Origin of the sequence: Streptomyces sp. NPDC048337, from assembly GCF_043201175.1 — a bacterium.
Taxonomy (GTDB): Bacteria; Actinomycetota; Actinomycetes; order Streptomycetales; family Streptomycetaceae; genus Streptomyces.
On the sequence record NZ_JBICYR010000003.1, the window covers coordinates 164186 to 187081 of the forward strand.

Sequence of the window (22896 nt, forward strand, 5' to 3'; positions counted from 1 at the left end):
ACGTGCACCCCTTGGCACCCGAAGAGGAGTCCCCGTGACCGCCGATCCCCGTCACCCGCTCGACACGCTCGACACGTTCACGCCGCACCTGACCACCGGGACCGGGACCGGGAGCGCGGCCGCCGCCGTCACCGACCTGACGAAGGTCTACGGCAGTGGTGACACCCGGGTCGTCGCCCTGGACGGCGTCAGCATGGCGTTCCGCGAGGGCGAGTTCACCGCGATCATGGGCCCCTCCGGCTGCGGCAAGTCCACCCTGATGCACTGCGCCGCCGGGCTCGACTCGTTCAGCTCCGGCTCCGTCCGCATCGGCACCACCGAACTGGGCACGCTGGACGACCGCCAGCTCACCCGGTTGCGCCGCGACCGGATCGGCTTCATCTTCCAGGCGTTCAACCTGCTGCCGACGCTGACCGCCCTGGAGAACATCACCCTGCCGCTGACCATCGCCGGCCGCCGGCCCGACCGGCAGTGGCTGGACCGCGTGGTCTCGATGGTCGGCCTCTCCGAGCGGCTCGGCCACCGGCCCGGGCAGCTGTCGGGCGGCCAGCAGCAGCGCGTCGCGGTGGCCCGGGCCCTGGTCTCCCGCCCCGCGATCATCTTCGGCGACGAACCCACCGGCAACCTCGACTCCCGCGCCGGGGCGGAGGTCCTCGGCTTCCTGCGCGACTCGGTGCGCGCGCTGGGCCAGAGCGTGGTCATGGTCACCCACGACCCCGTCGCCGCCGGCTACGCCGACCGCGTGGTCTTCCTCGCGGACGGCCGCCTGGTCGATGAGATGACACGGCCGACTCCGGACCGGGTCCTGGACCGGATGAAGGACTTCGACGCCCGCGCCCGCACCAGCTGATCCGCCGTAGCGCCCTCGCCGCCACCGAACCAGCCACCCGCTCGCTTCCGCCGAGCCCTCCTCCCAGGATCCGCACCCCATGTTCCGTACCGCCCTGCGCAACGTGTTCGCGCACAAGGCCCGCCTCCTGATGACCGCGTTCGCGGTCATGCTCGGCGTCACCTTCATCACCGGCAGCCTCGTATACGGCGACAGCCTGGGCCGCTCCGCCACCGCCCACGCGACCGAAGGCTACGAACGCATCGCCGTCAACGTCTCGTCCGACGGCCCTCCCGGCGGCGGCGGGCCGGCCGGCATAGACGCCGGCACGGTGGCCGCCCTGGCCAAGATCCCGGGCGTCGCCGTCGCCGCGGGCCGGGTCGACGGCTTCGCCGCCGTCGCCGACCGCGACGGCCGGCCGATCGGTCACGGCCCGTCCCACCAGGGTGGCAACTTCGCCCCGGGAGCGGACGGCACGGACCCCGCGTACCGCTTCACCCACGGTTCCGGCCCCACCGGCAACGACACGGTCGCCCTCGACGAGAACACCGCCGCGCAGGGCGGCTACCGCGTCGGTGACACCGTACGCGTCGGCACGAACGAGGGCGCCGCCTCCTACACCCTCAGCGGGGTCTTCCGCACCGACGGGATGCGGCTCCCCTCCGGGGGCAGTCTGGCGCTGTTCACCAACGCCACCGCCCAGCGGCTCTTCCTCCAGCCTGACCGCTACCAGCACGCCGAGCTCACGGCCGCCCCCGGCACCGACCCGCAGCAGCTCCTCAGCCGGGTCGAACCGGTGCTGCCCCAGGGCACCGGCGCGGTGACCGGGGCCCGGCTCGCGCAGATCAAGACGAACCTCGCCACGACCGACAGCGACACCATGAGCCAGATCCTGCTGGGCTTCGCCGCGGTCGCCCTGTTCGTCGCCACCTTCCTCATCTCCAACACCTTCACCATGCTGGTCGCCCGCCGGACCCGGGAACTGGCCCTGATGCGCGCCGTCGGCGCCTCGCGCCGGCAGGTGCGGCGCGTCCTGCTGACCGAGTCCCTCCTGGTCGGCGCGATCGCCTCCGCGGCCGGCCTCGCCGTCGGCACCGGGGTCGCGGCCCTGCTGCAGACGCTCTTCGCCCCCGCCGACACCCCGGCCGCCGCGCTGGTCCTCACCCCGGGCACCGTGATCACGTCGATGCTGGTCGGGACCGCCCTGCCCATGGTCGCCGCGTGGCTTCCGATCCGCCGGGCCATGGCCATCCCGCCCGTCGCCGCCCTCGGCGCGGCCGAGCCCGCGGCGCCCGCGCGCGCCGGCTCGCTGCGCACCGGCCTCAGCGCCGCGCTCGTACTCACCGGCACCGTCGGCGTGCTGTACGGAGCCCTCACCACCGGGAAGGACGCCCGGATGGTCATCGGCCTCGGCGCGGCCCTCGCCCTGACCGGGACCCTCGGCTTCATCCCGCTGCTGTCCCGGCCGTTCGTCGCGCTGCTCCGGCCGCTGCTGACCCGCCTCCACCCGGTGCACGGCAACCTCGCCGCCCGCAACACCGTGCGCGACCCGCACCGCACCGGCGCCACCGCCGCCGCGCTCGCCATCGCGCTCACCCTGGCCTCGGGCCTGTCCGTCCTCGGGGCCTCCGCCGCCCAGTACCTCGACCGTGCGACCACCCACGACTTCACCGCCGACTACCTGGTGAAGCCCGCCGGGGGCGGCACGGGGATGACCCCGGCCACCGCGGAGCCCCTCAGGAAGCTGCCCGGCGCGGCGTTCAGCCCGCTCAACCAGTCCACCGAATACCGCCTGGCCGGCATCTCCTCCGTGCTGACCGGCGTCGACCCCGCCACCATCGGGCGGCTGCTGCGGTACGACGTGGTCGAGGGCTCCCTGGACTGCCTCGCCAAGGGCCAGATCGCCGTGGCCGACTTCAAGGCCAAGGAGGCCGGCTGGCACGTCGGCCAGACCCTCCCGCTGCAACGCCAGAACGACCAGCAGGGCAGCGTCACCATCGGAGCCATCTACCGGGCGGACCCGCAGAGCAACCTGCTGCCCAGCATCACCGCCCCCGACTCCCTGGTCGCGCGCTACGACTCCGCCCCGCACACCGACGCGATCCTCGTCGCCACGGACGGCGGCCCCGGCCGGGCCGCGCTCGCCGGCGTCACCCACGCCTTCGGCGACAACCCCGCCCTGGCCGTCCTCGACCAGGCGGGCATCCGGGACCGGGACAGCGGAGACATCGGCAACCAGCTCAACGTCTTCTACGCCCTGCTCAGCATGGCCCTGGCGATCGCCGCGCTGGGTATCGCCAACACCCTCGCAATGTCCGTACTCGAACGCCGCAAGGAGATCGGCACGCTGCGCGCCCTCGGCCTGGATCGCGCCGGAGTGACCCGGATGATCCGCCTGGAGGCCCTGCTCCTCGGCGGGCTCGGCGCGACCCTCGGCACGGTCATGGGAGTCTTCCTGGGCTGGGCACTCGGGCGCACCCTCCAGGAGCACGTCGTGGGCTACACGTTGGTCCTGCCCTGGGGACGCCTGGCTCTCGGCGTGCTCATCGCCCTGGCGGGCGCGCTGCTCGCCTCCCTCTGGCCGGCCCACAGGGCCGCCCGCGTCGACATCCCCGCCGCAACGGCGGCGCAGTAACCACTCCCCCGGAGCACAGCGCCACCCGGCCACCGAGGCCGGGTAGCGCGCTCGTTCGCCCTGTGGGCGGGCCGTGGCCGCGGTGGCCGCGGGTGTCATGACGGTGGGTGCCCTGGCGCCGACGCCGGCGTTCGCCGCCGCCGGGCCGGATGGCGTCCAGCAGGGTCTGGGCGCTCTGGTGCGCTCCGATGGCCTGCCCGCCGCGCCGGCGAGCGTCAAGGGCCGTGAGGGCGGCACCCGTACGTACACCGCGGGGGTCGATGGTGGACACGGCCCTCTGCCGCCTCCCCGGCCGGTGAGGGTGGCCGCCGGGCGGCGAGCACCCTCACCCGGCGCGATCAGGTCAGGACGGGGTAGTCGGTGTAGCCGCGGTGGTCGCCGCCGAAGGAGGTGGCCCGGTCGGGGGTGTTGAAGGGGCCGCCGGCGACGAGGCGGGCCGGCAGGTCGGGGTTGGCGAGGAAGAGCGCCCCGTAGGCGATCAGGTCGGCGGTGCCGTCCTCGATGAGCGCCAGGGCCTCGGGGCCGGTCGGGTCCGCGCCGGTGAACGGGTTGAGGATGAAGGTGCCCGGCCATGCCTTGCGCAGGCGCAGGACCAGGTCGCGGACGTCGGCGGCCTCCAGCTGGTGCAGGTAGGCCAGGCCGAGCGGGGCGAGCGCGTCCACGAGGGCGGTGTAGGTGGCCTCCACGTCCGGCCGGTCGCTCTCGTCGATGTCGTTGTAGGGGTTCGCGGGCGAGATGCGGAGGCCGACCTTGTCCGCACCGATGGCCTCGGCCACGGCCTTCGCCGTCTCGACGGCGAAGCGGATCCGCCGCTCGGGGCTGCCGCCCCAGGCGTCGGTGCGCCGGTTGGAGTTCGGGGCGAGGAACTGGTGGATCAAGTAGCCGTTCGCGCCGTGCAGTTCCACACCGTCGAAGCCGGCCTCGATGGCGTGGCGTGCCGCCGCGGCGAAGTCGGCGATCGTCTCCGCGATCTCCTCCTCGGTCAGCTCGTGCGGCGTGACGAAGTCCTGCGGTCCTTCGTGGGTGTACACCTGCCCCTTGGCCGTGACCGCCGAGGGGCCGACCGGGGTGAGGCCCATGAGGCTCGGGTGACCGACCCGGCCGGTGTGCATCAGCTGCAGGAAGATCGAGCCGCCCTCGGCGTGCACGGCGTCGGTCACCCTGCGCCAGGCCGCGACCTGCTCGGTGGAGTGGATGCCGGGAGTGTCCGGGTAGCCCTGACCGACGACGGACGGCTGCGCGCCCTCGGTGATGATCAGGCCGGCGCTCGCGCGCTGTGCGTAGTACGTCGCCATCAGGTCGGTCGGGGTCTGCCCGGGGCCGTAGGCGCGGCTGCGGGTCATGGGGGCCATCACGATCCGGTTGGACATGCGGACGGCGCCGAGGTCGTAGGGGGCGAAGGGTGTGGTCATGATCGGGTTCCTGTTCGGACTCGGTTGCAGTGCATGCACCGGCAGGGCGCATTACTTGTCCGAACAAGTAAATGCGCCGACCGATTCCCAATTCAATGTGACCTACGCCACTGCAACTACGCTGCGCCGTGTGCAGGCGCCACTCACCCGGAGATCGAGAGGCGGCGATAGAATCTTCCTGGCCGAGCAGGAATCAGCACGAAGGACCGTGAGCACATGTCGAAGGACTCAGACGCCGCACCCTCCGCGGGCACCCCCGCGGACGTGGCCCGCCCTCCCATGCCGCCCTCGATCCGGGCGGGAGCCATGACCCACGCGATCTTCCGGGTCGCCCGGCTCCACCGGATGCTCGCCGGGCAGCTCCTTCGCCGAGTGGGGCTGCACACCGGGCAGGAGCTCGTGATGATGCAGCTGTGGGACCTCGGCCCGCAGCGTCAGACGGACCTCGTGCGCCTGCTCGGCTCGGACGCGGCCACCATGACCCGTACGGTCAAGCGGCTCGAAGTCGCGGGCTTCGTCCGTCGGCGCCCCAGCGAAACCGACAAGCGCGCCACCATCATCGAACCCACCGCGGCCAGCCTCGCGCTGCGCAAGGACGTCGAGCAGGTCTGGACGGAGCTCGAAGACAGCGTCGCCGCGGGCTTGGGCGAGGACGAACAGGACGCCATGCTCCGCGTCCTGGCCCGTATCGAGGACCGACTCGTCCTCGCGGTCGAGCGCCAGGCGCCCCCCACCTGAGACGGCCGGGCTACGCCGCGCAGAACTCGTTGCCCTCCGGGTCCCGCATGATCCACCAGTGTCCGGCAGGGCCCTTGTCGAACTCCCGGACGCGGGTTGCGCCCAGGCCTTCCAGGCGGGTCACCAGCTCGCCGAGACCGCCGGGTTCGCTGTGGATGTCGATGTGCAGGCGGTTCTTGCCCGCTTTGGCCTCGGGGACGTCCTGGAAGAGCAGGCGTCGGCCGCGGCCGACGCCGCTCGTCGGGTCGTACGGGTCCTCGGGATGACGGATCGCGGCGTAGCCGCGGAAGGTCTTGCGGCCGCGGTGCTCGACCACCGCCTCCTCGCCGATGTGGCCGGCGGCCAGCAGCTGTTCGACGAGCGCGCTGGGGTCTTCCACCTCGTACTCCAGGGCCTCGGCCCAGAAGTTGGCGAGGGCGGGTGCGTTCGTGCTGTCGATGACCAATTTCCAGCTCAGTGCCATGTGGCCAGTCATACCACTGCGGGCCTTGAGATACTCCGGGCCATGGAGTGGGCGCTGCGTGCCGCGGAGGCGGCGGATGTCGAGGCGATCGCCGAGCTGCGGGCGGTGGTGTTGCGGCCGGATCTGGAGCGGTTGGGGCGGTTCGACGAGCATCGGGTCCGGCAGCGGCTGCGGGATTCGTTCTCCCCGCACCACACCTCGGTCATCGTGGCCGACGGCGCCTTCGCGGGCTGCGTCACGGTGCGCCCGGCCGAGGACGGGCGGTGGCTGGAGCATTTCTATCTCGACCCGGGGATCCAGGGCAGGGGGCTCGGATCGGCCGTGCTGCGGAGGCTGCTGGAGCGGGTCGACTCCGACGGCGTGCCGGTCCGGCTGAACGTTCTGCAGGGCAGCGGCGCCCGGCGGCTGTACGAGCGTCACGGGTTCACCGTGGAGTCTCAGGACCCGGTCGACGTCTTCATGGTGCGGCGGCTGGGCGCGGGCTCCCTCGGGACGTGAAGGCGAGTGAGCGCGGCCGGCGGCTCACCCGCCGCACGTGTGGAACGTACAGAAGCGGACGTCGACGACCCCCGGCAGTCTCGCGATCTGCTCCCTGAGTGCCTCCCGGCTCTGCCCCTCCGCGAAGTTCCTGGGCATCCCCACGTGGAGTTGGAACTGCCCGGACACCTCCCACACCTCTGTCCGGGTGGCGCCGAAGTCTCGCAGCCGTTCCTTGCGCTGGTTGAATTCCGGGTCGCGGGAACGGCCGGCGGAGTCCAGAGTCGCGCTGAAGCTGGGTGGTGGTTCGTTGTCCGGATCCAGGTGCGGGTTCGGCAGGAAGACGAAGGTGACGGCTGCTGCGGCCGTGACCGCTGTGCCCACCGGCCACCACGCGCCGGGGCGGTTGGCGGCGTCCACGAAGGCCGCGACGAGGAGCAGCAACGCCGCCGGGTGGAAGAGGAACAGGCCGACGAGGGCACCGATCAGGCCCCAGGCCAGCAGCCCCACCCCCATGGCGACACACACGCGGGCGAATGCCTTCGGACGGTGCCGCAGGAAGAGCGGCGGGGCGGCCGCGACCGCGCTGACCACGAAGAACCCGGGCAGGTGCCACGGGAACATCAGCGCGTACACCGCCACGCACACGGCGACGACCACCCCCGCCACGGCCCACGCCCACTGCCGGGCCGACACTCTCTGACGCTCCCCCACCGAAACCCCCTGGACCTGAACGCGTTCAACTGAACGCGTTCAATATATAGGGCGTACGGCTTCCCGATCAATGCCCCGAGACGGCGGCGAGCGCGTCGCGGAGGGTGGAGTCGTGCGGTGGGCGATCGTGCCAGCGGGCGCCGACGTGGCCGTCGGGTCGGATGAGCAGCGCTCCGCGCGGGGGGAGCCCGCAGAGGTCGAGGTGTTCGTCGGAGAGGGCCTCGACGCGCAGCGGCCAGGGGGCCGCCGCCGCGGCTTGCCGCTCCCACGGGGTGGGGTCCCCGGTGAGCACGGTGAACCATTCGCCGAAGGCGTCGAGCGTGGAGCGGTCGCGTGTGAGCCAGAGGTGCGGCATGCGGTGGCCCGGCTCCGCGGTGGGGAGGTAGTCCGTGCCCGCCTCGGACGGCTCGGGGCGGGGATTGCCGTCGGGGAGGACGGCTGCGGAGCGGTAGGCGACACCGAGCACGAGGCCGAGTTGGGCGAAGTAGCGTTCCGACCAGGGCAGTTCGACCTGGGAAGGCGCCGCTTCGCCCGCTTGGATCTGCTCGCGGCGACGGCTCTGTACTTGCATTGCGAGTTGGGTGTTGTCGACCGCCTGGCGGAGCGTGAGCCGGGCGACGGGGAGTCGTTCCACCTCGTACGTGTCCAACACGCCTGGTCCGGCCCATCCGCGGAGGACGCCCGCCAGCTTCCAGCACAGGTTGTGCACATCGGCGAGGCCGGTGTTCATGCCCATGCCGCCGAAGACGGGGATCGCGTGCGCGGCATCGCCGGCCAGCAGGATCCGGCCGTGGCGGAATCGTTCGGCGATGAACGCGTTCATCACCAGTGCTGAACCCGCAACACCTCGATCCGTACGTCGGCTTCGGGGCCGAGGGCGCGCGAGACGAGGTCGGACCAGTCGACGCGCGCCGCGTCTTCGGGTGTCGGGCCGACCCAGGCCCAGCCTCCCTCGGGGTACAGCGGGGCGAATCCTCCGTGAGCGGTGAAGTAGACCCCGGCCGGCTGCCGGGCGGACCAGCGGCTGAGGTCGGCGTCGAAGACGACGGTGGTGAAGTCCGCCATCGCTCCGGGGCCCGTGGTCTCGATTCCCAGCCGTTGCCGGATGGTGGAGTTGGCGCCGTCGGCGGCGAGTACGTAGCGGGCCCGGACGCGGGTCTTTTCTCCGTGTTGGCCGTCGGCCAGCGAGGCCACGACGCCTTCGGGCTCTTCGGCCAGGTCGACGAGTTCGGATCCGAACCGAACGTTCGCGTCCGAAGCGGAGAGCAGGGTGGGTTCGAGGCGGTCCTGCGAGGTGACCACGCCGATCACGGGGCTTTCGGGGATGGGGGCGTTGACCCCGGCCATCGCGGCGGTGGCGAAGTCGGCGTCGTGCAGGGTGTCGCGGAAGCGGACGCGGCCGAATTCCGGGGCGAACGCGCGGGCCGCGATGGTGGCGGCGAGGCCCAGCTGGCGGAAGATCTCCATCGAGCGGGTGTTGACCAGGCGGGAGCGGGGGAACGGCGACAGCTCGCGGTGTTTCTCGACCAACAGCGTCCGGACACCCCAGCGATCCAGCAGTGCGCGGGCGGTGAGGCCGACCGGGCCACCACCGACGATCAACACGTCCACCTCGGCGTCTGCGACGGGCATGTCGGGGTCCTCCTCCTGCTCGGCTTGGATCGGGCGCGACGAGTGCCGCTCGGCGAGCCATCCCATCCCGCCGCCGGCGGGATCGCCGGGCATTCACCCGATGGTCGGCGCGCCGGTTCCCTGCCGGGGGCCGGGCGGTCAGCTCCTGATCGGTAGGGGGAGGCGGGCTCGGGGGGTGGCCGGGCGGGGTTGGGCCAGGAGTACGGCGGTGATGATCACGAGGATCCCGAGCAGTTGGAGGAACGAGAACGTCTCGTGCCGGATCAGGTATCCGAGGATGGTCGCGACGATCGGACTGCCCAGGGCGAGGAAGGAGACCGCCAGCGCCGGGAGCCTCTCGATCCCGCGGAACCAGATCGCGTAACTGATCACGGCGCCCAGGGAGATGAGGTAGGCGAAGCCGATGAGGTTGGTTCCGGTGAGGGTGGTCGGCAGTCCCTCGATGGACAGGGTGAACGGGAGTGACATCAGGCCGCCCGCGGCCAACTGCCAGCCCGTGAAGGGAAGGAGCCCCACCCCGTCCGGGCGCCCCCAGAATTTGGTCAGCGTGATGCCGAAGGCCAGGCACGCCGCCGCGCCCAGGGCCGCCGCCACGCCGACGAAGTCCAGTGACACGGTCCCCTTGAACAGCAGCAGCACGACCCCGAGGGCACCGAGGGCACAGGCCGCCACGTGACGGGGACGGATGGTTTCGCCGATGAGCAGCGCCGCCAGGAGCAGGACCAACATCGGCTGTACCGCCATGATCATCGCCGCCGTGCCACCCGGTAGGCGATAGGCCGCTACGAACATCAGGAAGTTGAACGCACCGATGTTGAGCGCGCCGAGCGCCAGGGAGCGCCACAGCCATCTCCCGGTCGGGAGCGTGCGGGAGAAGGCCAGCAGGATCAGGCCGGCGGGCAGCGTCCGCACCGTGGTGGCCAGCAGTGGGCGGTCCGGTGGGAGCCATTCGGTCGTGACCAGGTAGGTGCTCCCCCAGATCGCCGGCGCCAGTGCCGTCACGCCCGAGGTGAGTAGGTGCCGACTGTTCACGCTGCGCCCCGCCATGCAATAGTTTCCATGGAAGGTAAATTACTTTCCATGGAAGAGATTGGTCAAGTCATGGCTCAGGACGCCGAATCCGACGCGGTCGACCACATCGTCGGGCAGTGGAACCGGGAGCGGCCCGACGTCGACCCCAGCCCCGCCCACGTGATCGGACGCATCACACGCCTGCACTGGGTGCTGGACGAGCGGCTCGGCCGGGTCTTCGAGCGGTACGACCTGGGCAGGGGCGAGTTCGACATGCTCGGCACGCTGCGGCGCTCCGGGCCTCCCTACGAGCTGACCGCCGGGGAGCTGCGCGGGTCGATGATGGTGACCTCGGGGGCGGTGACCAAGCGGGTCGACCGGCTGGAGCGCGCGGGGCTGGTCGGCCGCCGCGCGGCCGAGAGCGATGCGCGGGGTCGTCTGATCCGGCTCACCGACCGGGGGCGAGAGCTCATCGACGAGGTGGTCGAGGAGCACTTCCGGAACGAGGCACGGCTCCTCGCCGGACTGACCGCCGACGAGCGGAGCACCCTGACCGTTCTGCTGCGCAAGCTGGGCCGGACGCTGCCCGGCGAGTAGCGGCGATGCCCGGCAGGCCCGAAGGCCGGCCGGGCACCACTCGCGGGTTCAGGAGATGGTGAGGAAGCGGGCGATGCTCGGTACGCCCTGGGCGTCGAGGGCGAAGAGCATATAGGTGCCCGGCAGGACCACGCCGGTGTCGGCGGGCAGTGCCACCGTGTACGCGCCGGATCCCGTGGCCGTGGACACCAGGGGGACCCGCCGCTGGTCGTTGTCGGTGGAGTGGGTCGCGGCCGCCGCCCGCATCAGGACGAAGGAGGCCACCGGGGCCTGGGTGGTCACGGTGAGGGACGTGCCCGGGGTCGCCCTGGAGGGCACGTCTCCGGTGATGACCGGGCGCGGCTTCGGCGAGCCGTCCGCGTTGAGCAGGTACGGCGGGGTGAAGACGGCCCCGTCGGCGTGGTTGGTGGCGCAGTCGCCGCACAGGCCCCCGCCGCCGGAGAAGATCCGCCCGTCCGGCAACAGGTTCGCCACGCTGTGGTAGTTGCGCGGGATGGCCATGGTGGCGAGCGGGGTGAAGGCGCCGGTCGAGGGGTCCCACAGCTCGGGGGCCAGGACCGAGGTCGCGTCGCTGAAGGGCACCGGATAGGCCTGTCCGCCGAAGACGGCCACCTTGCCGTCGGGCAGGACGACGCTGTTGCCGAAGGCGCGGGCGTGCTCCATGTCTCCCGTACGGGAGGCCTGGACCTGGCTGCCCGAGATGCTCACGGTGTACGCGCGCTGCGTGGCGGGGGTGTTCTCGTAGGCGGGCGAGCCGCCCAGGGTGAGCAGTTTGCCGATGTCGTACGCGACGGCGTTGCCGGTCATGGCGTCCTGGCTGTCGGCCCGGGTTCCGGCGGAGGTGATGCCGCCCGTGCCCGTGGTCGAGATCCAGTTCATCTGCTTGCTCGGACCCAGTTGCAGGACCTTGCCGCCCGAAGTGGCGTGCAGCCACATGTGGTTGTCGGCCCGGTAGGCTCCCCTCGGGTCGGCCGTCATGGCCGGGACGGCGGAGACGCCGGGGAGCCGCCGCCAGGTGCGGGTGTCGGGCGACCAGACCTCACCGGACTTGTCCCCCGCGGCTCCGCTCCAGGATCCGCCGAGGACGAAGGCCTCGCCGGTGGAGAGCAGGGTCATGGCCTGGTATCCGCGGGCGATGTTCATGCTGGTGGTGGCGGACCACTCGTCGGTGGCCGGATCGTAGATGCTGGCCTTTTCGGCGTTGCTGCCGCCGGTGACCAGCACACGTCCGTCGGCCAGCATCGCTATGCCGGGGCAGAACATGTCGTGGCCGGTGTTGTCGATGCGGCGCTGGGTGACCTTGCCGGTCTTCAGGTCCAGGATCGCGGTCTGGGTGTAGCCGTTGCTGCCGCCGAAGCGGTCGACCGCGTAGGCGGACCAGGCGAGCAGCTTGTCGCCGGGCAGAGCGGCGGTGGCCACGGGCACCAGGGGGAATCCGGTGATCCGGTCCCAGGCGCCGTGGACGGCCGGGCTGGCCGGTCCGCTCAGGCGTATCTCACCGGCCGAGGTCCACGGGCCGCGGCCACCGGCCTCCGTGGTCACGGTCAGCCGTACGTAACGGGCGTTCTCGGTACGGGTGAAGGTCGCGGTCTTGACCGTGTCGTCGTCCCGCCAGGTGCCCGCGGCGACCGGCGTCCCGAAGGCCGTGCCGTCGGTGCTGGTGGTGACGGTGTAGGCGCCCGCCCGGCCGTTGGCCCCGTCCATGCGGGGGTGGTAGACGAGCGCGGACACCGCCGTCGTGCGGTGCATGTCGATGGTGATGCTGTGCGGCAGCGGCGCGGGGGTGCCGGCCCACTTGCTGTGCCAGATGGTGTTGGGCTTGCCGTCGAGCACGTTGGCCGCGCGGCCGTCCTCGCCGCCGGTCTCCTCGTCGCTCGCCGTGGCCGTCCATCCCGTACGCGACAGGTCGACGGTGGCGGCCGGGGTGCCGGGGTCGCCGAGCAGGTCGATCTCGGCGGCGGAGGTCCAGGGGCCGCGGCCGCCGGCCTCGGTGAGCGCGGTCAGCCGTGCGAACCGGGCCCCCTGCGGGGCGAATCCCAGGGTCTTGGTGCTGCCGTCGTCCGCGAGCGTCCCGGAGGCGACCGGGCTCGCCCAGTTCTGTCCGTCCGCACTCAGACTGATGCTGTACTCGCCGATGCGGCCGTTGGCCCCGTTGCCGCGGGGGCGGTAGACGAGCGCGGAGACGACTGCCGTGCGGTGCATGTCGATGGTGATGACGTGCGGCAGGGGCGCGGGGGTACCGGTCCACTTGCTGTGCCAGATGGTGGTGGTGTTGCCGTCGAGCACGTTGGCCGCGCGGCCGTTCTCGCCGCTGGTCTCCTCGTCGCTCGCCGTGGCCGTCCACCCGGTCCGGTCGAGAACCGGAGCGGTGGGCTCCATGGCGTTCGCCGGTGCGATGCCGTGGTGCGGTGCCTGCTGCGCGGACTGCTGCTCGAAGGGCACGGGTGCCGGTCGGGGCTCCGGGGCGCGGCCGGCCGCTGCGGGGCCCGCGACCCCGAGCCACGGCATCAGCCCGATCAGCAGCGAGCCGAGGCCGAAGGCTATGAGCAGGTGGGAGCGGCGTAGCGCGCGGGGTAAGGCGAGGAAGCGTCGCCTGTACTGCAATCTGACCTCCTGGGGCGAACTGGCGTACGCCCTAGAAGATAGGTCAGTAAGGTAGCAACTCACCCGAAATTAAGGACAGTTGGCGCGAAGCCGTGTCGTCGGCCGACGATGCGCGGTGTTCGCGGGCGGATCCGGCATTCGGGCGTGATCGTCGTCGACCGCGTACGCGGGCCCTCCTCGATCGTTTGACCGGGCAGCCCCGGAGAACGGCCGAACGGAGTCCGCCCCCTGTGACCGCAGTCGAACTCGAACTCGCTCCGCCCCCGCGCCCGGTCCTGCCGTTCGGCGCGGGGGCGGCGGCGCGCGTACCGCTGATCGCCACCGCCGCCGTGCTCCCGCTGTACGCCCTGTGGGCCGGGGTCCTCGCCACGGGCGGCGGGGACCTCGCCGCGCAGGAGGCATGGGCCGGGTTCGTCGCACGCCACCCCGGGTCCGTCTACAACCTGTCCTGGTACGGCGGACTGCACACCGCCGGCTACAGCATCGTCTCCCCCCATCTGATGGCGGTCTTCGGGGTGGTCCCCGTCACCGCGGCGAGCGGACTCGCCTCCACCTGGCTGATGGGCCTGCTCTGGGAGCGCTCGCGCGTGCCCCACCCCCGGTGGCCCGCGCTGCTGGCGGCCCTGATGCTGTGGTGCCAGGTGGCCTCCGGGCGCTCGACGTTCATGCTGGGCGTCGCCTTCGGACTCGCCGCCGTGCTGGCCTTCACGAGCGGGCGGCGCCGTACCGCGCTCACGGCCGCCTGCGGGGTGCTGACCGCGATGGCGAGCCCGGTCGCGGGGCTGTTCCTGGTGGTGGTCGGCGCGGCCTGTGCACTGAGAGGCCGGTGGCCGGGGGCGGCCGCCCTGCTGCTGCCTCCGGTTGCCGTTCTCGGTGCGAGCGCCTGGTTGTTCCCGTTCCACGGCGCACAGCCCCTGCCCCTCCTGCGGGTCTGGCCCCCGCTGCTCATGGGCGCGGCCGTCGCCCTGGCCGTTCCACGTGCCTGGCGGACGGTGAGGTCGGCCGCGGGGGTGTACGTGGTCGGAGTCGTGCTCGCCGGGCTGATCCCCTCGCCGGTCGGGACCAATGCCGAACGGCTGGCCAACCTGGTGGCCCCGCCCCTGCTGCTCGCCGCCGTGCTGACGGTGCACGGCGCCGGCGGAGTCCGGCCCGTCCCCCCGCTGCGGGCCTGGCGGCAGACCTCCGCGGTGCTCGCCCTCGTGCTCGCCCTGACCTGGGTCGGCGGCAATACCGCGTCCCATGTCGCCGACACGGTGACCGTGCCCCGATGGGCGGCGGACACCGGTGGTGTCGTACGCGCCCTCGAACGGCTCGGGGCGGACCGCACCCGGGTCGAGGTGATCATGGCCCGCAGCCATCGGGAGGCAGCGCTGCTGGCGCCGTACGTCAACATGGCGCGCGGCTGGAACCGGCAGGCCGACGTCGACCGCGGACCGCTCTTCTACGACGGGTACGGCGGGGCCGGCGTACGGGCGGGAACGTTCACCCCGGCCGCCTACCGCGACTGGCTCGACCACTGGGCGGTCGGTCTCGTCGTACTGCACGAGGGTCCGCTCGACGCGGCCTCGGAGCGCGAGTACGCGCTCGTGCGGAGCGGGCCCCCGTACCTGAAGGAGGTGTGGCGGGACGAGAACTGGCGGATCTACCGGGTCAGGGAACCGGTGCCCTTGGTGGACGCGCCCGCGTCCGTGGTGCGCTCGGACAGCGCCGAGGTCGTCGTACGGATGCCCGTGCCCGGCACCGTGACGCTGCGGATCGCCTATTCGCCGTGGCTCCGGGCGGAGGGCGGCTGCCTGGCTCCGGCGGGCGACAGCGGGGTCACCCGCCTGACGGCGGACCGGCCGGGAGACGTCACGGTCGGCTCCCCGTACGGGATCGGGGGCCACCGATGCGCGGATTGAGGAAGGCCCCCTCCGACAGGCCGGCGTCGGCCCGGCTCGCCCTGGCGTGCGTCCGCCACCACCGGCTCGTCCTGCTGGCGTGGCTGCTGCTCCTGGGCGCGGGCCTGTGCGCGGTCGGGCCCGTGATGGACCGGCTGGACCGGCATCCGTGGAGCGTGGCCGCGCACGAGTCGGTCCGGGGCAACCGCCTCATGGACGCCGGCCGCTCCTTCGGAGGGCAGATCGACGCGGTCGTGGCGGGCGCACCAGTGTCCGATCCCGGGTTTCAAAGGGAGTTGGCCGCCGTACGGGATGACGTGTCCGCGATCGCCGGCGTCATGGCGGTGAACGCCCCTGTCGGCCCGCGTCGGCATGCCCCGGAGGTCTCCGCGGACGGAGAGGCCGCTCTGATCTCCGTCCGGCTGAGGCGCGCCCTTCCCGACGGGGCGCGCACGCACGCGGAACGCGCCGTCGAAGCCCGGTTGCGCCGGATCCCCGAAGCCGTCCCCGGCCTGGAGGTGACCCTCGGTGGCAGCGACCGGGCGCGCCGCGCGGTGGCGGCGCAGTCGCTGGCCGACACCCGACGCAGCGAGATGATCACACTGCCACTGACCCTCGCCGTGGTCTACGTCCTCTTCGGCGGCCTGGTCGCGGCCTCGGTGCCGGTGGTGGCGGCGGTGTGCACGGTCGGAACGGGGATGCTCTGGCTGCTCGTACTGTCGCGCTGGTACGACCTCACCTCCCCCGCGCTGTCGACGACCACCATGGTGGGGCTGGGCCTGGCCATCGACTACGCGCTGCTCACGGTGGGCCGGTTCAGGGAGGAGCGGGCCGCGGGACACGAGGTCCCGGAGTCGGTCGTGCGCACGATGGACACCGCGGGGCGGGCGATCCTGTTCGCGGCGCTCATCGTCGCCGCCGCCCTGTGCGGGCTGGCGGCCTTCCCGAGCGATTTCTTCGCCGCGATCGGCCTGGCCACGGCCGGGACCGTGGCCCTCTCCCTGGCCGCCGCGCTGACCCTGACCCCGGCGCTGCTGGCGGCCTTCCCGCAGCGGATCGGAGCGTGCGTCGCCCCCGACCCGGACTTCGGCACGTTCGCCCGGCTGGCCCGCCGGACGCGGCGCCACGCGCTGCCGGTCGCGGTCGGCGTCGGGGTGCTGCTGCTCGCCTGCGCCACGCCGTTCCTCCGCGTGCACTTGGTCAGCCCCGTCGGGGAACGCCAGCTTCCGCCCGCCGCCGAGGCCCGCCGCTATGCCGACGCCGTGGCCGAGCGGTTCCCGCAGCACCGCCCGGACGCGGTGGTGGTCGTCGCCCGCACCGAGCCGGCCCGTCTCGCGGCGTGGGCGCAACGGTTCGCGGACCGCCCGGACGTGGAGTCGGTGGGTGCGCCCGCGCCGGCGGGCCCCGGTGTCGCGGTCCTCCGTATCGTGCCGAAGGCCGGGGCCGCGGACTCTCCCGCCGACCGGCTGGTGCGTCACATCCGCGCCGAACGGCCGGCCGGTTTCCCCGTCTGGGTCACCGGACGGGGCGCCCTGGACATCGACTTCCGGGCCGAGGTGGTCGACCACGCACCGCAGGCGGCGGCGCTGATCGCCCTGACCACCTTCGTCCTGCTGCTGATGATGACCGGCTCGCTGCTGCTGCCGCTGAAGGCCATCGTCATGAACACCCTCTCGCTGGGCGCTTCGTTCGGCGCCCTGGTGCTCGTCTTCCAGGACGGCTGGGGCTCCGGCGTGTTGGGGGTGCACACCCTGGGCGGGCTGGGGTACTGGCTGCCCGTGGTGGTGTTCGCCCTGGCCTTCGGCCTGTCGATGGACTACGAGGTGTTCCTGTTGGCCCGCATCCAGGAGTGCCACGACTCGGGCCTGGACAACGACCGCGCGGTCGAGGTCGGCGTCCAGCGATCCGCCCGCATCATCAGCTCCTCCGCCGCACTGATGTGCATGGTCTTCATCGGTTTCGCCACGGGCGAGTTGATGGTGATGAAGCAGCTGGCGACGGCCCTGGCCATTGCCGTGGCGGTGGACGCCACCCTGGTCCGCTGCCTGCTGGTGCCCGCCACGATGACCCTGCTGCGCAACGCCAACTGGTGGGCGCCGCCCGCCCTACGGCGGGCCGGGGGCTTCCGCTCACCACCAGTAGGCGGGGTACCTCGGTGCCTTGCGGCGGATGCGGGAGGCGGCGTAGCCGGTCAGGACGAGCAGGACGGTGGAGCCGAACAGCAGGGGTACGAACCGGTCGGCCGCGGGACTCTGTAGTACGACGACCACGGCGGTGGCGACGCCCGGCGAGTGCGGGGTGCGGGCCGCCATGTTCACGGCGAGGGTGAGACCCGCGGCCGCGGCGGCGGCCCAGGCACTGCTGCCCGCGGCCGCCAGGACCGCGTAGCCCAGGGCACAGCCCACCAGGTGGCCGACGATGACGCTGCGCGGCTGGGCCAGCGGCAGGGCGGGGGCGCTGTGCACGAGGGCGGCGCTCGCCGCCAGCGGCGGTATCAGTACGGGCTCGTGCAGCATCGCGCCGATCGCGACGAGTCCCAGCAGGACCGCGGTCGCCGCGCTGACGCTGTGGAAGGCGGCCACCGGGGTGGGCGGGGCGGGCGCCCGGCCGGTCACCCTGCGTCGCCCCGCCCCCTCGGGCGTGGGCCCGGGGACCGGAGAGGGCGGGGTGCGGGGGGATGCTTCGGTGATCATGGGTGCGGGGTGTTTCCAGGGCAGGCGGCAGGCGGTCCGGCCCGGTGCGGCGGGTGGTCGGTCCGCTATGACCCTATACGCCACTTCTTCGATGGCGTCCTCGGGGGTGACCGCAGTGCTGGTGCCCGTCCAATATTCGGTGTCGTGGTGATCGGAAGCGGTGCAGACTCGCCCCATGGTGGACATACACGCATTCCGGGACGCGGTCGGCCACTGGGCGGCCGGCGGCCCCGGCGAACCGGCGGGGGATCTCTCCGCGGAGCTGGGGCTGCGGACGGCGGTGCTGCTGGAAGGACCGAGCGACCTGGAGGCCGTCGAGGCGCTGGCCGCACGGCGCGGACGGGACCTGGCCGCCGAAGGGGTGTGCGTGGTGCCGATGGGCGGGGCGATGAACGTCGGCCGCTACGCCCGCCTCCTCGGGCCACCCGGTCTCGGCCTGCGGCTGAGGGGGTTGTGCGACGAGCGCGAGCGGCCCTTCTACGACCGCGGCCTGAAGCGGGCCCGGGCCCCGCAGCGAGGCTTCTTCGTCTGCGTGGCGGACCTGGAGGACGAGCTCATCCGCGCGCTGGGCGCGGAGCGGGTAGAGGAGATCATCATGGACGAGGGCGACCTGCGGCCGTGGGAGACCTTCCTGCGCCAGCCGGCGCAGCACGGCCGGTCCCGGCACCAGCAGCTGCGGCGCTTCCTCGGCACGAAGAAGGGCCGCAAGATCCGCTACGGCCGTCTCCTCGTGGAGGCCCTCGACCCCGCACGGGTACCGGCCCCGCTCGACGACCTCCTCGCGAGTCTGTAGCCGACGCGCGCGGCGCTGTCAGGCGGCCGGGGTGTGGCGGTTGCCGAGCGCCATGCGGTTCCACGTGTGGCGGCGGCCTCGGATGGCCACCGAGTACGCGTACATGACCTCCGGGTCGCACACGCCGGGGATGTACGAGTCGCCGAAGTGGTGGGCGTCGAAGCCTGCTTCCTTGGCGCCCAGGGCGAGTTGCGGAACGACGTTCGCGTGGGAGCCCTCCTGGCTGGTGCCGATGGCGCCCAGCACGATCGCGCCCGCGTCCTGGACCGCCGCCACCGCCTCCGCGGCCAGTTCCCTTGTCACCCCGGGCAGGGTGCCCGGCAGGGGCATGACCACACCGTCGGCACCGGCGTCGACCAGCGCGGTCAGCCGCGCCGTGGTCACTCGCTCCGGGTGTCCGGCGTGGTGCATCTTCCCCGACCAGAGGGCGGCCTCGTCCCCCAGGCCGCGGCGCAGCTCCTCGGTGACCCGCGCCATCGCCTCGTACGAGCCGCCCGTGCCCGGGTTCGCGGTGATGCACAGCATCGCGGCGCCCATGTCGATCAGGCGCTTGGCGTACTCGGGCTTCGCCCGCCGGATCTCGGGCACGTCGCCGGGTTCCAGGTTCACCGCCACGGGCCGCCCGATCACTCGGGCCAGCTCCGTGAAGGAGGTGAACTCGCCGAGACCCGGCAGCCGCAGCCGCTCGCCGTCCCACGCCCGCTCGATCAGGTTGAGCACCACGATGTCCGCACCGAAGGCGGCCACCAGCTCGGCGTTGTGCACCCCGCGCCCGTCGGGGTGCGGCGACAGTGCGGCACGCTCGGCGAAGACCTCGGCGACCATGGTCCGGCCCTCGGCGGCGGCCACGGCACGCGTCAGGGCGCGGCCGTGGAGCGCGCAGAGCCCGTCGCGGTCGAGGTCGAGGATGCGGGGCGTGGGCGCGTGGGTGCTCATACCGCCAACCTAGACAGCCCCCGCGGTCCGTCCCCCCGGGCTTTGGTCCGCGAAGAGGGGGACTTACGGCCTCGAAACCGTGCCGTCCCCGTCAGGCGTGGGGTACGAGCTCCGCGGTGGGGCCGCGCGCGGTGAGTCTGCCGGAGTCCAGGAGGTGGACGGTGTCGGTGTGGGCCGTGATCAGGTGGAGTTCGTGGGAGACCATGACCACGGTCAGGGAGCGGTCGGCTCGCAGTGCGGCCAGGAGGTCCATGACGGTGGCCGCGGTCCACGGGTCGAGTGCCGAGGTGATCTCGTCGCACAGGAGGAAGTCGGGCTCGGTGGCGAGGGCGCGCGCGATGGAGACGCGCTGGCGCTGGCCGCCGGAGAGTTCGCCCGGGTAGCGGTCGGCGAAGTCGGCCGGGAGCTCCACCTGGCGCAGGAGCTCGGCGACCCTCGCCGCGACGGCCGACCGCGGCATACGGCCGTGCAGGCGCAGCGGCCGGGTCAGTGCGGCGCCGACGGTACGGGAGGGGTTGAGGGCGTCCAGTGGGTTCTGCGGTACGAGTTGGATGCGCCGCTGGTGGGCGCGGGGGCGCCCCCGCGCCGTGAGGGCGAGCGGTTGGCCGTCCAGGCCGAGGGTGCCCGAGTCCGCCGGGTGGAGGCCGGCCAGGACCCGGAGCAAGGTGGTCTTGCCCGAGCCGGAGGGTCCGACGATTCCGGTGGCGGAGCCGGGCGCGGCGCTGAAGTCCACGGCGTCGAGGGCCTGATGGCGGGTGGCCCGGTGGGTGAAGGCCACGCTGACGCGGTGCGCGACCAGCCCGTTCTCGTTCTTGGCGGCGGTCACCGTGGACCGGGGTGTCGGTCCGGCGGTCCGCCGGCGGGGTACGTGCGCGGCTCCGGGCACGGTGAGGCGGACGATGTCGTCTGCGCAGGCCTTCACGAGTTCGGGGTCGTGGCAGGCCAGGACGACGGCCAGGCCTCGGGCGGTGGCCAGGTCACGCAGCAGGTCGGCGATCTCGTCGCGGAGGGCGGAGTCGAGTCCGGCGGTGGGCTCGTCGAGGAGCAGGATCCCGGGGGTCCGGGCCAGGGCCCGGGCGAGGGCGACCCGGCGCTGCTGGCCGCCGGACAGCGCGGTGGGGCGCCGGTCGGGGAGCCCGTCGTCGACCGGGAGCCGGCATTCGCGCAGCAGGCCGAGTACGGCCGCCCCGCTCGGGTCGGTGGCGGTCTCGGCGACGATGCGCCGGATCCTCATCCGGGGGTTGAGGGCGGAACCGGGGTCCTGGCCGACGTAGGCGATACGGGTGCGGAGCAGTCGGCGCAGTGCGTCGGGGGCGAGGTCGAGGGGCCGGCGGCCCAGGACCTCCAGGGTTCCGGCGGTGACGACCGCACCGGCGGGGAGGTGGCCGATCAACGCGCGGAGCAGGGTGGTCTTCCCGGAGCCCGAGGGCCCGGTGAGGGCGGTGATCCGTCCGGCTCGGACGGTCAGGGAGGCCGGGCGCAGCAGGACCGGTCCTCCGGGGATGCGGATCTCCAGACCGGCGGCCGAGGCCACGGAGGTGTCCGGGGCCGCCGCGGACGCGGGTTCGTTCACGAGGGGGTCACCGCCTTGGGTGCGGAACGGGTGGCGAGGGAGGCCGAGGCCAGGTTGAAGCTGATGGCGAGGACGGCGATGGCCAGGCTCGGGGCGAGGACGGCCCAGGGGTTGAGGAGGATGCCCGGCGCGTTCTCCCGGATCATCAGGGCCCAGTCGGCGGCCGGGGGCTGCGGGCCGATCTGCAGGAAGCCCGCCATGGAGATGACGTAGACGGCTTCGACGAAGCGCAGTCCGAACAGGGCCAGCACGGTGGCGCGTACGTTGGGCAGGATTTCCCTCAGGGCGATGGAGGAGGGGCTCTCGCCGCGGGCGGTGGCGGCTTCGACGTAGCCGGCGGAGGCCAGGGGTGCGGCGGCGGAGGCGACGATGCGGACCGCGTACGGGGTCCCCAGCACGATGGCGGCGGCGATGACGGCCCGGCGTCCGCCGCCGGGCCAGGCGAGGGCGATGAGCATGATCCCGAGGACCGGCGGCAGCAGGATGAAGACGTCGGCGGTGCGCTCGATGGCGCCGCCCAGGCGGGGCCGCAGGACGGCGAGGCAGCCCAGCACGGTCGCGAGGGCGGTGACGACCAGGGCGATCAGGAGGGCGCCCGCGATGAGGGCGGTGCCGCCGTGCAGCAGTCGGCTCAGTACGTCGCGCCCGAGTTGGTCCCCGCCCAGTACCGCTCCGTCGCCGGCCGCCGCGTAGGGCGCGGTGACGGGGGTGTCGAGGGGGTGGGCGGCGAGCCACGGGCCGGTCAGGGCCAGGGCGACGAGGAGCAGGCCGGGTGCGACGCGGCGCAGGGCCGGTCCCCTCGTACGGGTGCGGCCGCCGACCGCGGGGGCGGCGGTCTTGGCGGCGCTCATGGCCGGCCTCCCAGGATGCTCGCGCGCAACAGGTCGGCGGCCAGCAGGACCAGGCTGATGGCGGCTCCGGCGCAGGCGACGACCCCGGCGATCAGGGGGGTGTCCCGGCTGCTGACCGCGGAGGACAGGACGGAGCCGATGCCCGGGTAGTTGAAGAGGGTTTCGACGACGACGGCGCCGCCGAGCAGCATGCCGGTGGAGGTAGCGACTCCGGTGGCGATGGCGGGTACCGCTCCGGGCAGGGCGTGCCGGAGTACGACGCGGGCGACGGGCAGCCCGTCGAGGTGCGCGGCTTCGACGTGCGGGGTGCGGGCCTGGTCGGCGAGGGCGCCGCGGACGATGCGGGTGTTCCAGCCGGTCTGCGGGATCACCAGGGCCAGGACCGGCATGATCAGCATGGTCCGGGAGGCGAGGGAGCCGTCGGCTCCGGTGAGGGTGACGGCGGGGAGCCAGCCCGTCCACAGGGAGAGGACGAGCAGCAGCCCGACCGAGACGACGAACTCCGGTACGGCGAACGCGGCCGTGGCGGTGTGGCCGATGAGGCGGTCGGTGCGGCCGCCGGGGCGGGTGGCGGCCCAACACCCCAGCGCGAGTGAGGCGATGAGGGTGAGGAAGAAGGCGGCGCCACCGAGGACGAGGGTGTTGGGGAGCGGGTCGGCGAGCAGTGCTGTGACCTTCTGTCCGCGGGCGCTGGTGCCGAGGTCGCCGGTGGGCAGGGCCGTCATCCAGTCGGCGAAGCGTTCCCAGACCGGGCGGTCCAGGCCGAGCAGGTGTCGGCGGGCCTCGACGTCGGCGGCGCTGTCGCCGCGTTCCGAGCCGGCCGTCGCCGCGTCGCCGGGGAGCAGTTCGACGGCGGCGAACACCACGGCGAGCAGGACGGCCAGCATGAGGGCACGGCGGGCGACGGCGGCCGCGAGGAACAGCGGCAGACGGGTGCGGCGCGGCGGGGGGGGGGGGCCCCCCGCGGGGGGGGGGGGGGCCCCCGGGGGCGGGGGGGGGGGGGGGGGGGCCCCCCCCCCCCCCGCAGGCGGGTGCCGGCCGGGCCCGCGGGCGCGGGG

The 22896-nt window shown here is 73.2% G+C and carries 19 protein-coding genes and 1 pseudogene; 8 read left to right on the forward strand and 12 right to left on the reverse strand.

Going from position 1 to position 22896, the window contains the following annotated elements:
• Positions 1–88 precede the first annotated feature (88 nt).
• Positions 89–850, forward strand: a complete 762-nt coding sequence (locus ACGFYU_RS06485; protein WP_393826407.1) for an ABC transporter ATP-binding protein — start codon at positions 89–91, stop codon at positions 848–850.
• Positions 851–929: 79 nt separating this feature from the next.
• On the forward strand, positions 930–3464 hold the full coding sequence (locus ACGFYU_RS06490) for an ABC transporter permease (RefSeq protein WP_393826129.1): 2535 nt from the start codon (positions 930–932) through the stop codon (positions 3462–3464).
• Between the two features lie 338 nt (positions 3465–3802).
• On the opposite strand, the gene ACGFYU_RS06495 is transcribed toward ACGFYU_RS06490, so the two are convergent.
• Complete coding sequence (locus ACGFYU_RS06495; RefSeq protein WP_393826130.1) at positions 3803–4876, reverse strand: alkene reductase; 1074 nt, start codon at positions 4874–4876, stop codon at positions 3803–3805.
• Between the two features lie 216 nt (positions 4877–5092).
• Between ACGFYU_RS06495 and ACGFYU_RS06500 the strand changes: the two genes are divergently transcribed.
• Complete coding sequence (locus ACGFYU_RS06500; RefSeq protein WP_393826131.1) at positions 5093–5614, forward strand: MarR family winged helix-turn-helix transcriptional regulator; 522 nt, start codon at positions 5093–5095, stop codon at positions 5612–5614.
• 10 nt (positions 5615–5624) lie between these two features.
• Here the strand turns inward: ACGFYU_RS06500 and ACGFYU_RS06505 are convergent, their stop codons facing one another.
• Complete coding sequence (locus ACGFYU_RS06505; protein WP_393826132.1) at positions 5625–6077, reverse strand: VOC family protein; 453 nt, start codon at positions 6075–6077, stop codon at positions 5625–5627.
• A gap of 42 nt (positions 6078–6119) precedes the next feature.
• Here ACGFYU_RS06505 and ACGFYU_RS06510 point away from each other — a divergent pair, with 42 nt between their 5' ends.
• The gene (locus ACGFYU_RS06510) at positions 6120–6575 is read left to right on the forward strand and encodes a GNAT family N-acetyltransferase (RefSeq protein WP_393826133.1); all 456 of its coding nucleotides are present in this window, start codon (positions 6120–6122) and stop codon (positions 6573–6575) included.
• Between the two features lie 24 nt (positions 6576–6599).
• On the opposite strand, the gene ACGFYU_RS06515 is transcribed toward ACGFYU_RS06510, so the two are convergent.
• From ACGFYU_RS06515 to ACGFYU_RS06530, 4 genes are all read right to left on the reverse strand, one after another.
• On the reverse strand, positions 6600–7250 hold the full coding sequence (locus tag ACGFYU_RS06515; protein ID WP_393826134.1) for a hypothetical protein: 651 nt from the start codon (positions 7248–7250) through the stop codon (positions 6600–6602).
• Positions 7251–7335: 85 nt separating this feature from the next.
• On the reverse strand, positions 7336–8091 hold the full coding sequence (locus tag ACGFYU_RS06520; protein ID WP_393826135.1) for an FAD-dependent monooxygenase: 756 nt from the start codon (positions 8089–8091) through the stop codon (positions 7336–7338).
• Positions 8091–8993 carry an FAD-dependent monooxygenase gene (locus tag ACGFYU_RS06525; protein ID WP_393826136.1) on the reverse strand — a complete coding sequence of 301 codons (903 nt, stop codon included), beginning with the start codon at positions 8991–8993 and terminating at the stop codon, positions 8091–8093. The genes ACGFYU_RS06520 and ACGFYU_RS06525 overlap by 1 nt, the downstream gene beginning before the upstream one ends.
• Before the next feature lie 45 nt (positions 8994–9038).
• Positions 9039–9947, reverse strand: a complete 909-nt coding sequence (locus tag ACGFYU_RS06530; protein ID WP_393826137.1) for an EamA family transporter — start codon at positions 9945–9947, stop codon at positions 9039–9041.
• A gap of 33 nt (positions 9948–9980) precedes the next feature.
• Here ACGFYU_RS06530 and ACGFYU_RS06535 point away from each other — a divergent pair, with 33 nt between their 5' ends.
• Positions 9981–10508: a MarR family winged helix-turn-helix transcriptional regulator gene (locus ACGFYU_RS06535; RefSeq protein ID WP_393826138.1), complete on the forward strand. Its 528-nt coding sequence runs from the start codon at positions 9981–9983 to the stop codon at positions 10506–10508.
• A 48-nt stretch (positions 10509–10556) separates the two neighbouring features.
• On the opposite strand, the gene ACGFYU_RS06540 is transcribed toward ACGFYU_RS06535, so the two are convergent.
• The gene (locus ACGFYU_RS06540) at positions 10557–13112 is read right to left on the reverse strand and encodes a discoidin domain-containing protein (RefSeq protein WP_393826139.1); all 2556 of its coding nucleotides are present in this window, start codon (positions 13110–13112) and stop codon (positions 10557–10559) included.
• 230 nt (positions 13113–13342) lie between these two features.
• Here ACGFYU_RS06540 and ACGFYU_RS06545 point away from each other — a divergent pair, with 230 nt between their 5' ends.
• Positions 13343–15013 (forward strand): hypothetical protein, encoded by a 1671-nt coding sequence (locus ACGFYU_RS06545; protein ID WP_393826140.1) that lies wholly within the window; start codon positions 13343–13345, stop codon positions 15011–15013.
• A gap of 191 nt (positions 15014–15204) precedes the next feature.
• Positions 15205–17082, forward strand: a pseudogene (locus ACGFYU_RS06550) (MMPL family transporter); the annotation flags it as partial.
• A 39-nt stretch (positions 17083–17121) separates the two neighbouring features.
• Here the strand turns inward: ACGFYU_RS06550 and ACGFYU_RS06555 are convergent.
• Positions 17122–17685, reverse strand: coding sequence for an HPP family protein (locus ACGFYU_RS06555; protein WP_393826141.1), 564 nt, complete (start codon positions 17683–17685; stop codon positions 17122–17124).
• Positions 17686–17860: 175 nt separating this feature from the next.
• On the opposite strand from ACGFYU_RS06555, the gene ACGFYU_RS06560 reads away from it, so the two are divergent.
• Complete coding sequence (locus ACGFYU_RS06560) at positions 17861–18478, forward strand: TOPRIM nucleotidyl transferase/hydrolase domain-containing protein (RefSeq protein WP_393826142.1); 618 nt, start codon at positions 17861–17863, stop codon at positions 18476–18478.
• Between the two features lie 18 nt (positions 18479–18496).
• On the opposite strand, the gene ACGFYU_RS06565 is transcribed toward ACGFYU_RS06560, so the two are convergent.
• The 4 genes from ACGFYU_RS06565 to ACGFYU_RS06580 all read right to left on the reverse strand — a co-directional run bounded on the left by ACGFYU_RS06565 (position 18497) and on the right by ACGFYU_RS06580 (position 22725).
• Positions 18497–19414, reverse strand: a complete 918-nt coding sequence (locus tag ACGFYU_RS06565; RefSeq protein WP_393826143.1) for a hypothetical protein — start codon at positions 19412–19414, stop codon at positions 18497–18499.
• Between the two features lie 91 nt (positions 19415–19505).
• Positions 19506–20987, reverse strand: a complete 1482-nt coding sequence (locus tag ACGFYU_RS06570; protein WP_393826144.1) for an ABC transporter ATP-binding protein — start codon at positions 20985–20987, stop codon at positions 19506–19508.
• Complete coding sequence (locus tag ACGFYU_RS06575) at positions 20984–21838, reverse strand: ABC transporter permease (RefSeq protein ID WP_393826145.1); 855 nt, start codon at positions 21836–21838, stop codon at positions 20984–20986. The genes ACGFYU_RS06570 and ACGFYU_RS06575 overlap by 4 nt, the downstream gene beginning before the upstream one ends.
• Positions 21835–22725 carry an ABC transporter permease gene (locus ACGFYU_RS06580; RefSeq protein ID WP_393826146.1) on the reverse strand — a complete coding sequence of 297 codons (891 nt, stop codon included), beginning with the start codon at positions 22723–22725 and terminating at the stop codon, positions 21835–21837. Before ACGFYU_RS06580 ends, ACGFYU_RS06575 begins: the two co-directional genes overlap by 4 nt.
• Between the last annotated feature and the right edge of the window lie 171 nt (positions 22726–22896).

Coding starts and splice junctions, on each gene's coding strand:
- ACGFYU_RS06505 (WP_393826132.1), bottom strand. CDS start 6,077: ATGGCACTGAGCTGGAAATTGGTCATCGACAGCACGAACGCACCCGCC.
- ACGFYU_RS06575 (WP_393826145.1), bottom strand. CDS start 21,838: ATGAGCGCCGCCAAGACCGCCGCCCCCGCGGTCGGCGGCCGCACCCGT.
- ACGFYU_RS06510 (WP_393826133.1), top strand. CDS start 6,120: ATGGAGTGGGCGCTGCGTGCCGCGGAGGCGGCGGATGTCGAGGCGATC.
- ACGFYU_RS06490 (WP_393826129.1), top strand. CDS start 930: ATGTTCCGTACCGCCCTGCGCAACGTGTTCGCGCACAAGGCCCGCCTC.
- ACGFYU_RS06530 (WP_393826137.1), bottom strand. CDS start 9,947: ATGGCGGGGCGCAGCGTGAACAGTCGGCACCTACTCACCTCGGGCGTG.
- ACGFYU_RS06560 (WP_393826142.1), top strand. CDS start 17,861: ATGGTGGACATACACGCATTCCGGGACGCGGTCGGCCACTGGGCGGCC.
- ACGFYU_RS06525 (WP_393826136.1), bottom strand. CDS start 8,993: ATGCCCGGCGATCCCGCCGGCGGCGGGATGGGATGGCTCGCCGAGCGG.
- ACGFYU_RS06535 (WP_393826138.1), top strand. CDS start 9,981: ATGGAAGAGATTGGTCAAGTCATGGCTCAGGACGCCGAATCCGACGCG.
- ACGFYU_RS06580 (WP_393826146.1), bottom strand. CDS start 22,725: ATGCTGGCCGTCCTGCTCGCCGTGGTGTTCGCCGCCGTCGAACTGCTC.
- ACGFYU_RS06555 (WP_393826141.1), bottom strand. CDS start 17,685: ATGATCACCGAAGCATCCCCCCGCACCCCGCCCTCTCCGGTCCCCGGG.
- ACGFYU_RS06565 (WP_393826143.1), bottom strand. CDS start 19,414: ATGAGCACCCACGCGCCCACGCCCCGCATCCTCGACCTCGACCGCGAC.
- ACGFYU_RS06495 (WP_393826130.1), bottom strand. CDS start 4,876: ATGACCACACCCTTCGCCCCCTACGACCTCGGCGCCGTCCGCATGTCC.
- ACGFYU_RS06500 (WP_393826131.1), top strand. CDS start 5,093: ATGTCGAAGGACTCAGACGCCGCACCCTCCGCGGGCACCCCCGCGGAC.
- ACGFYU_RS06520 (WP_393826135.1), bottom strand. CDS start 8,091: ATGAACGCGTTCATCGCCGAACGATTCCGCCACGGCCGGATCCTGCTG.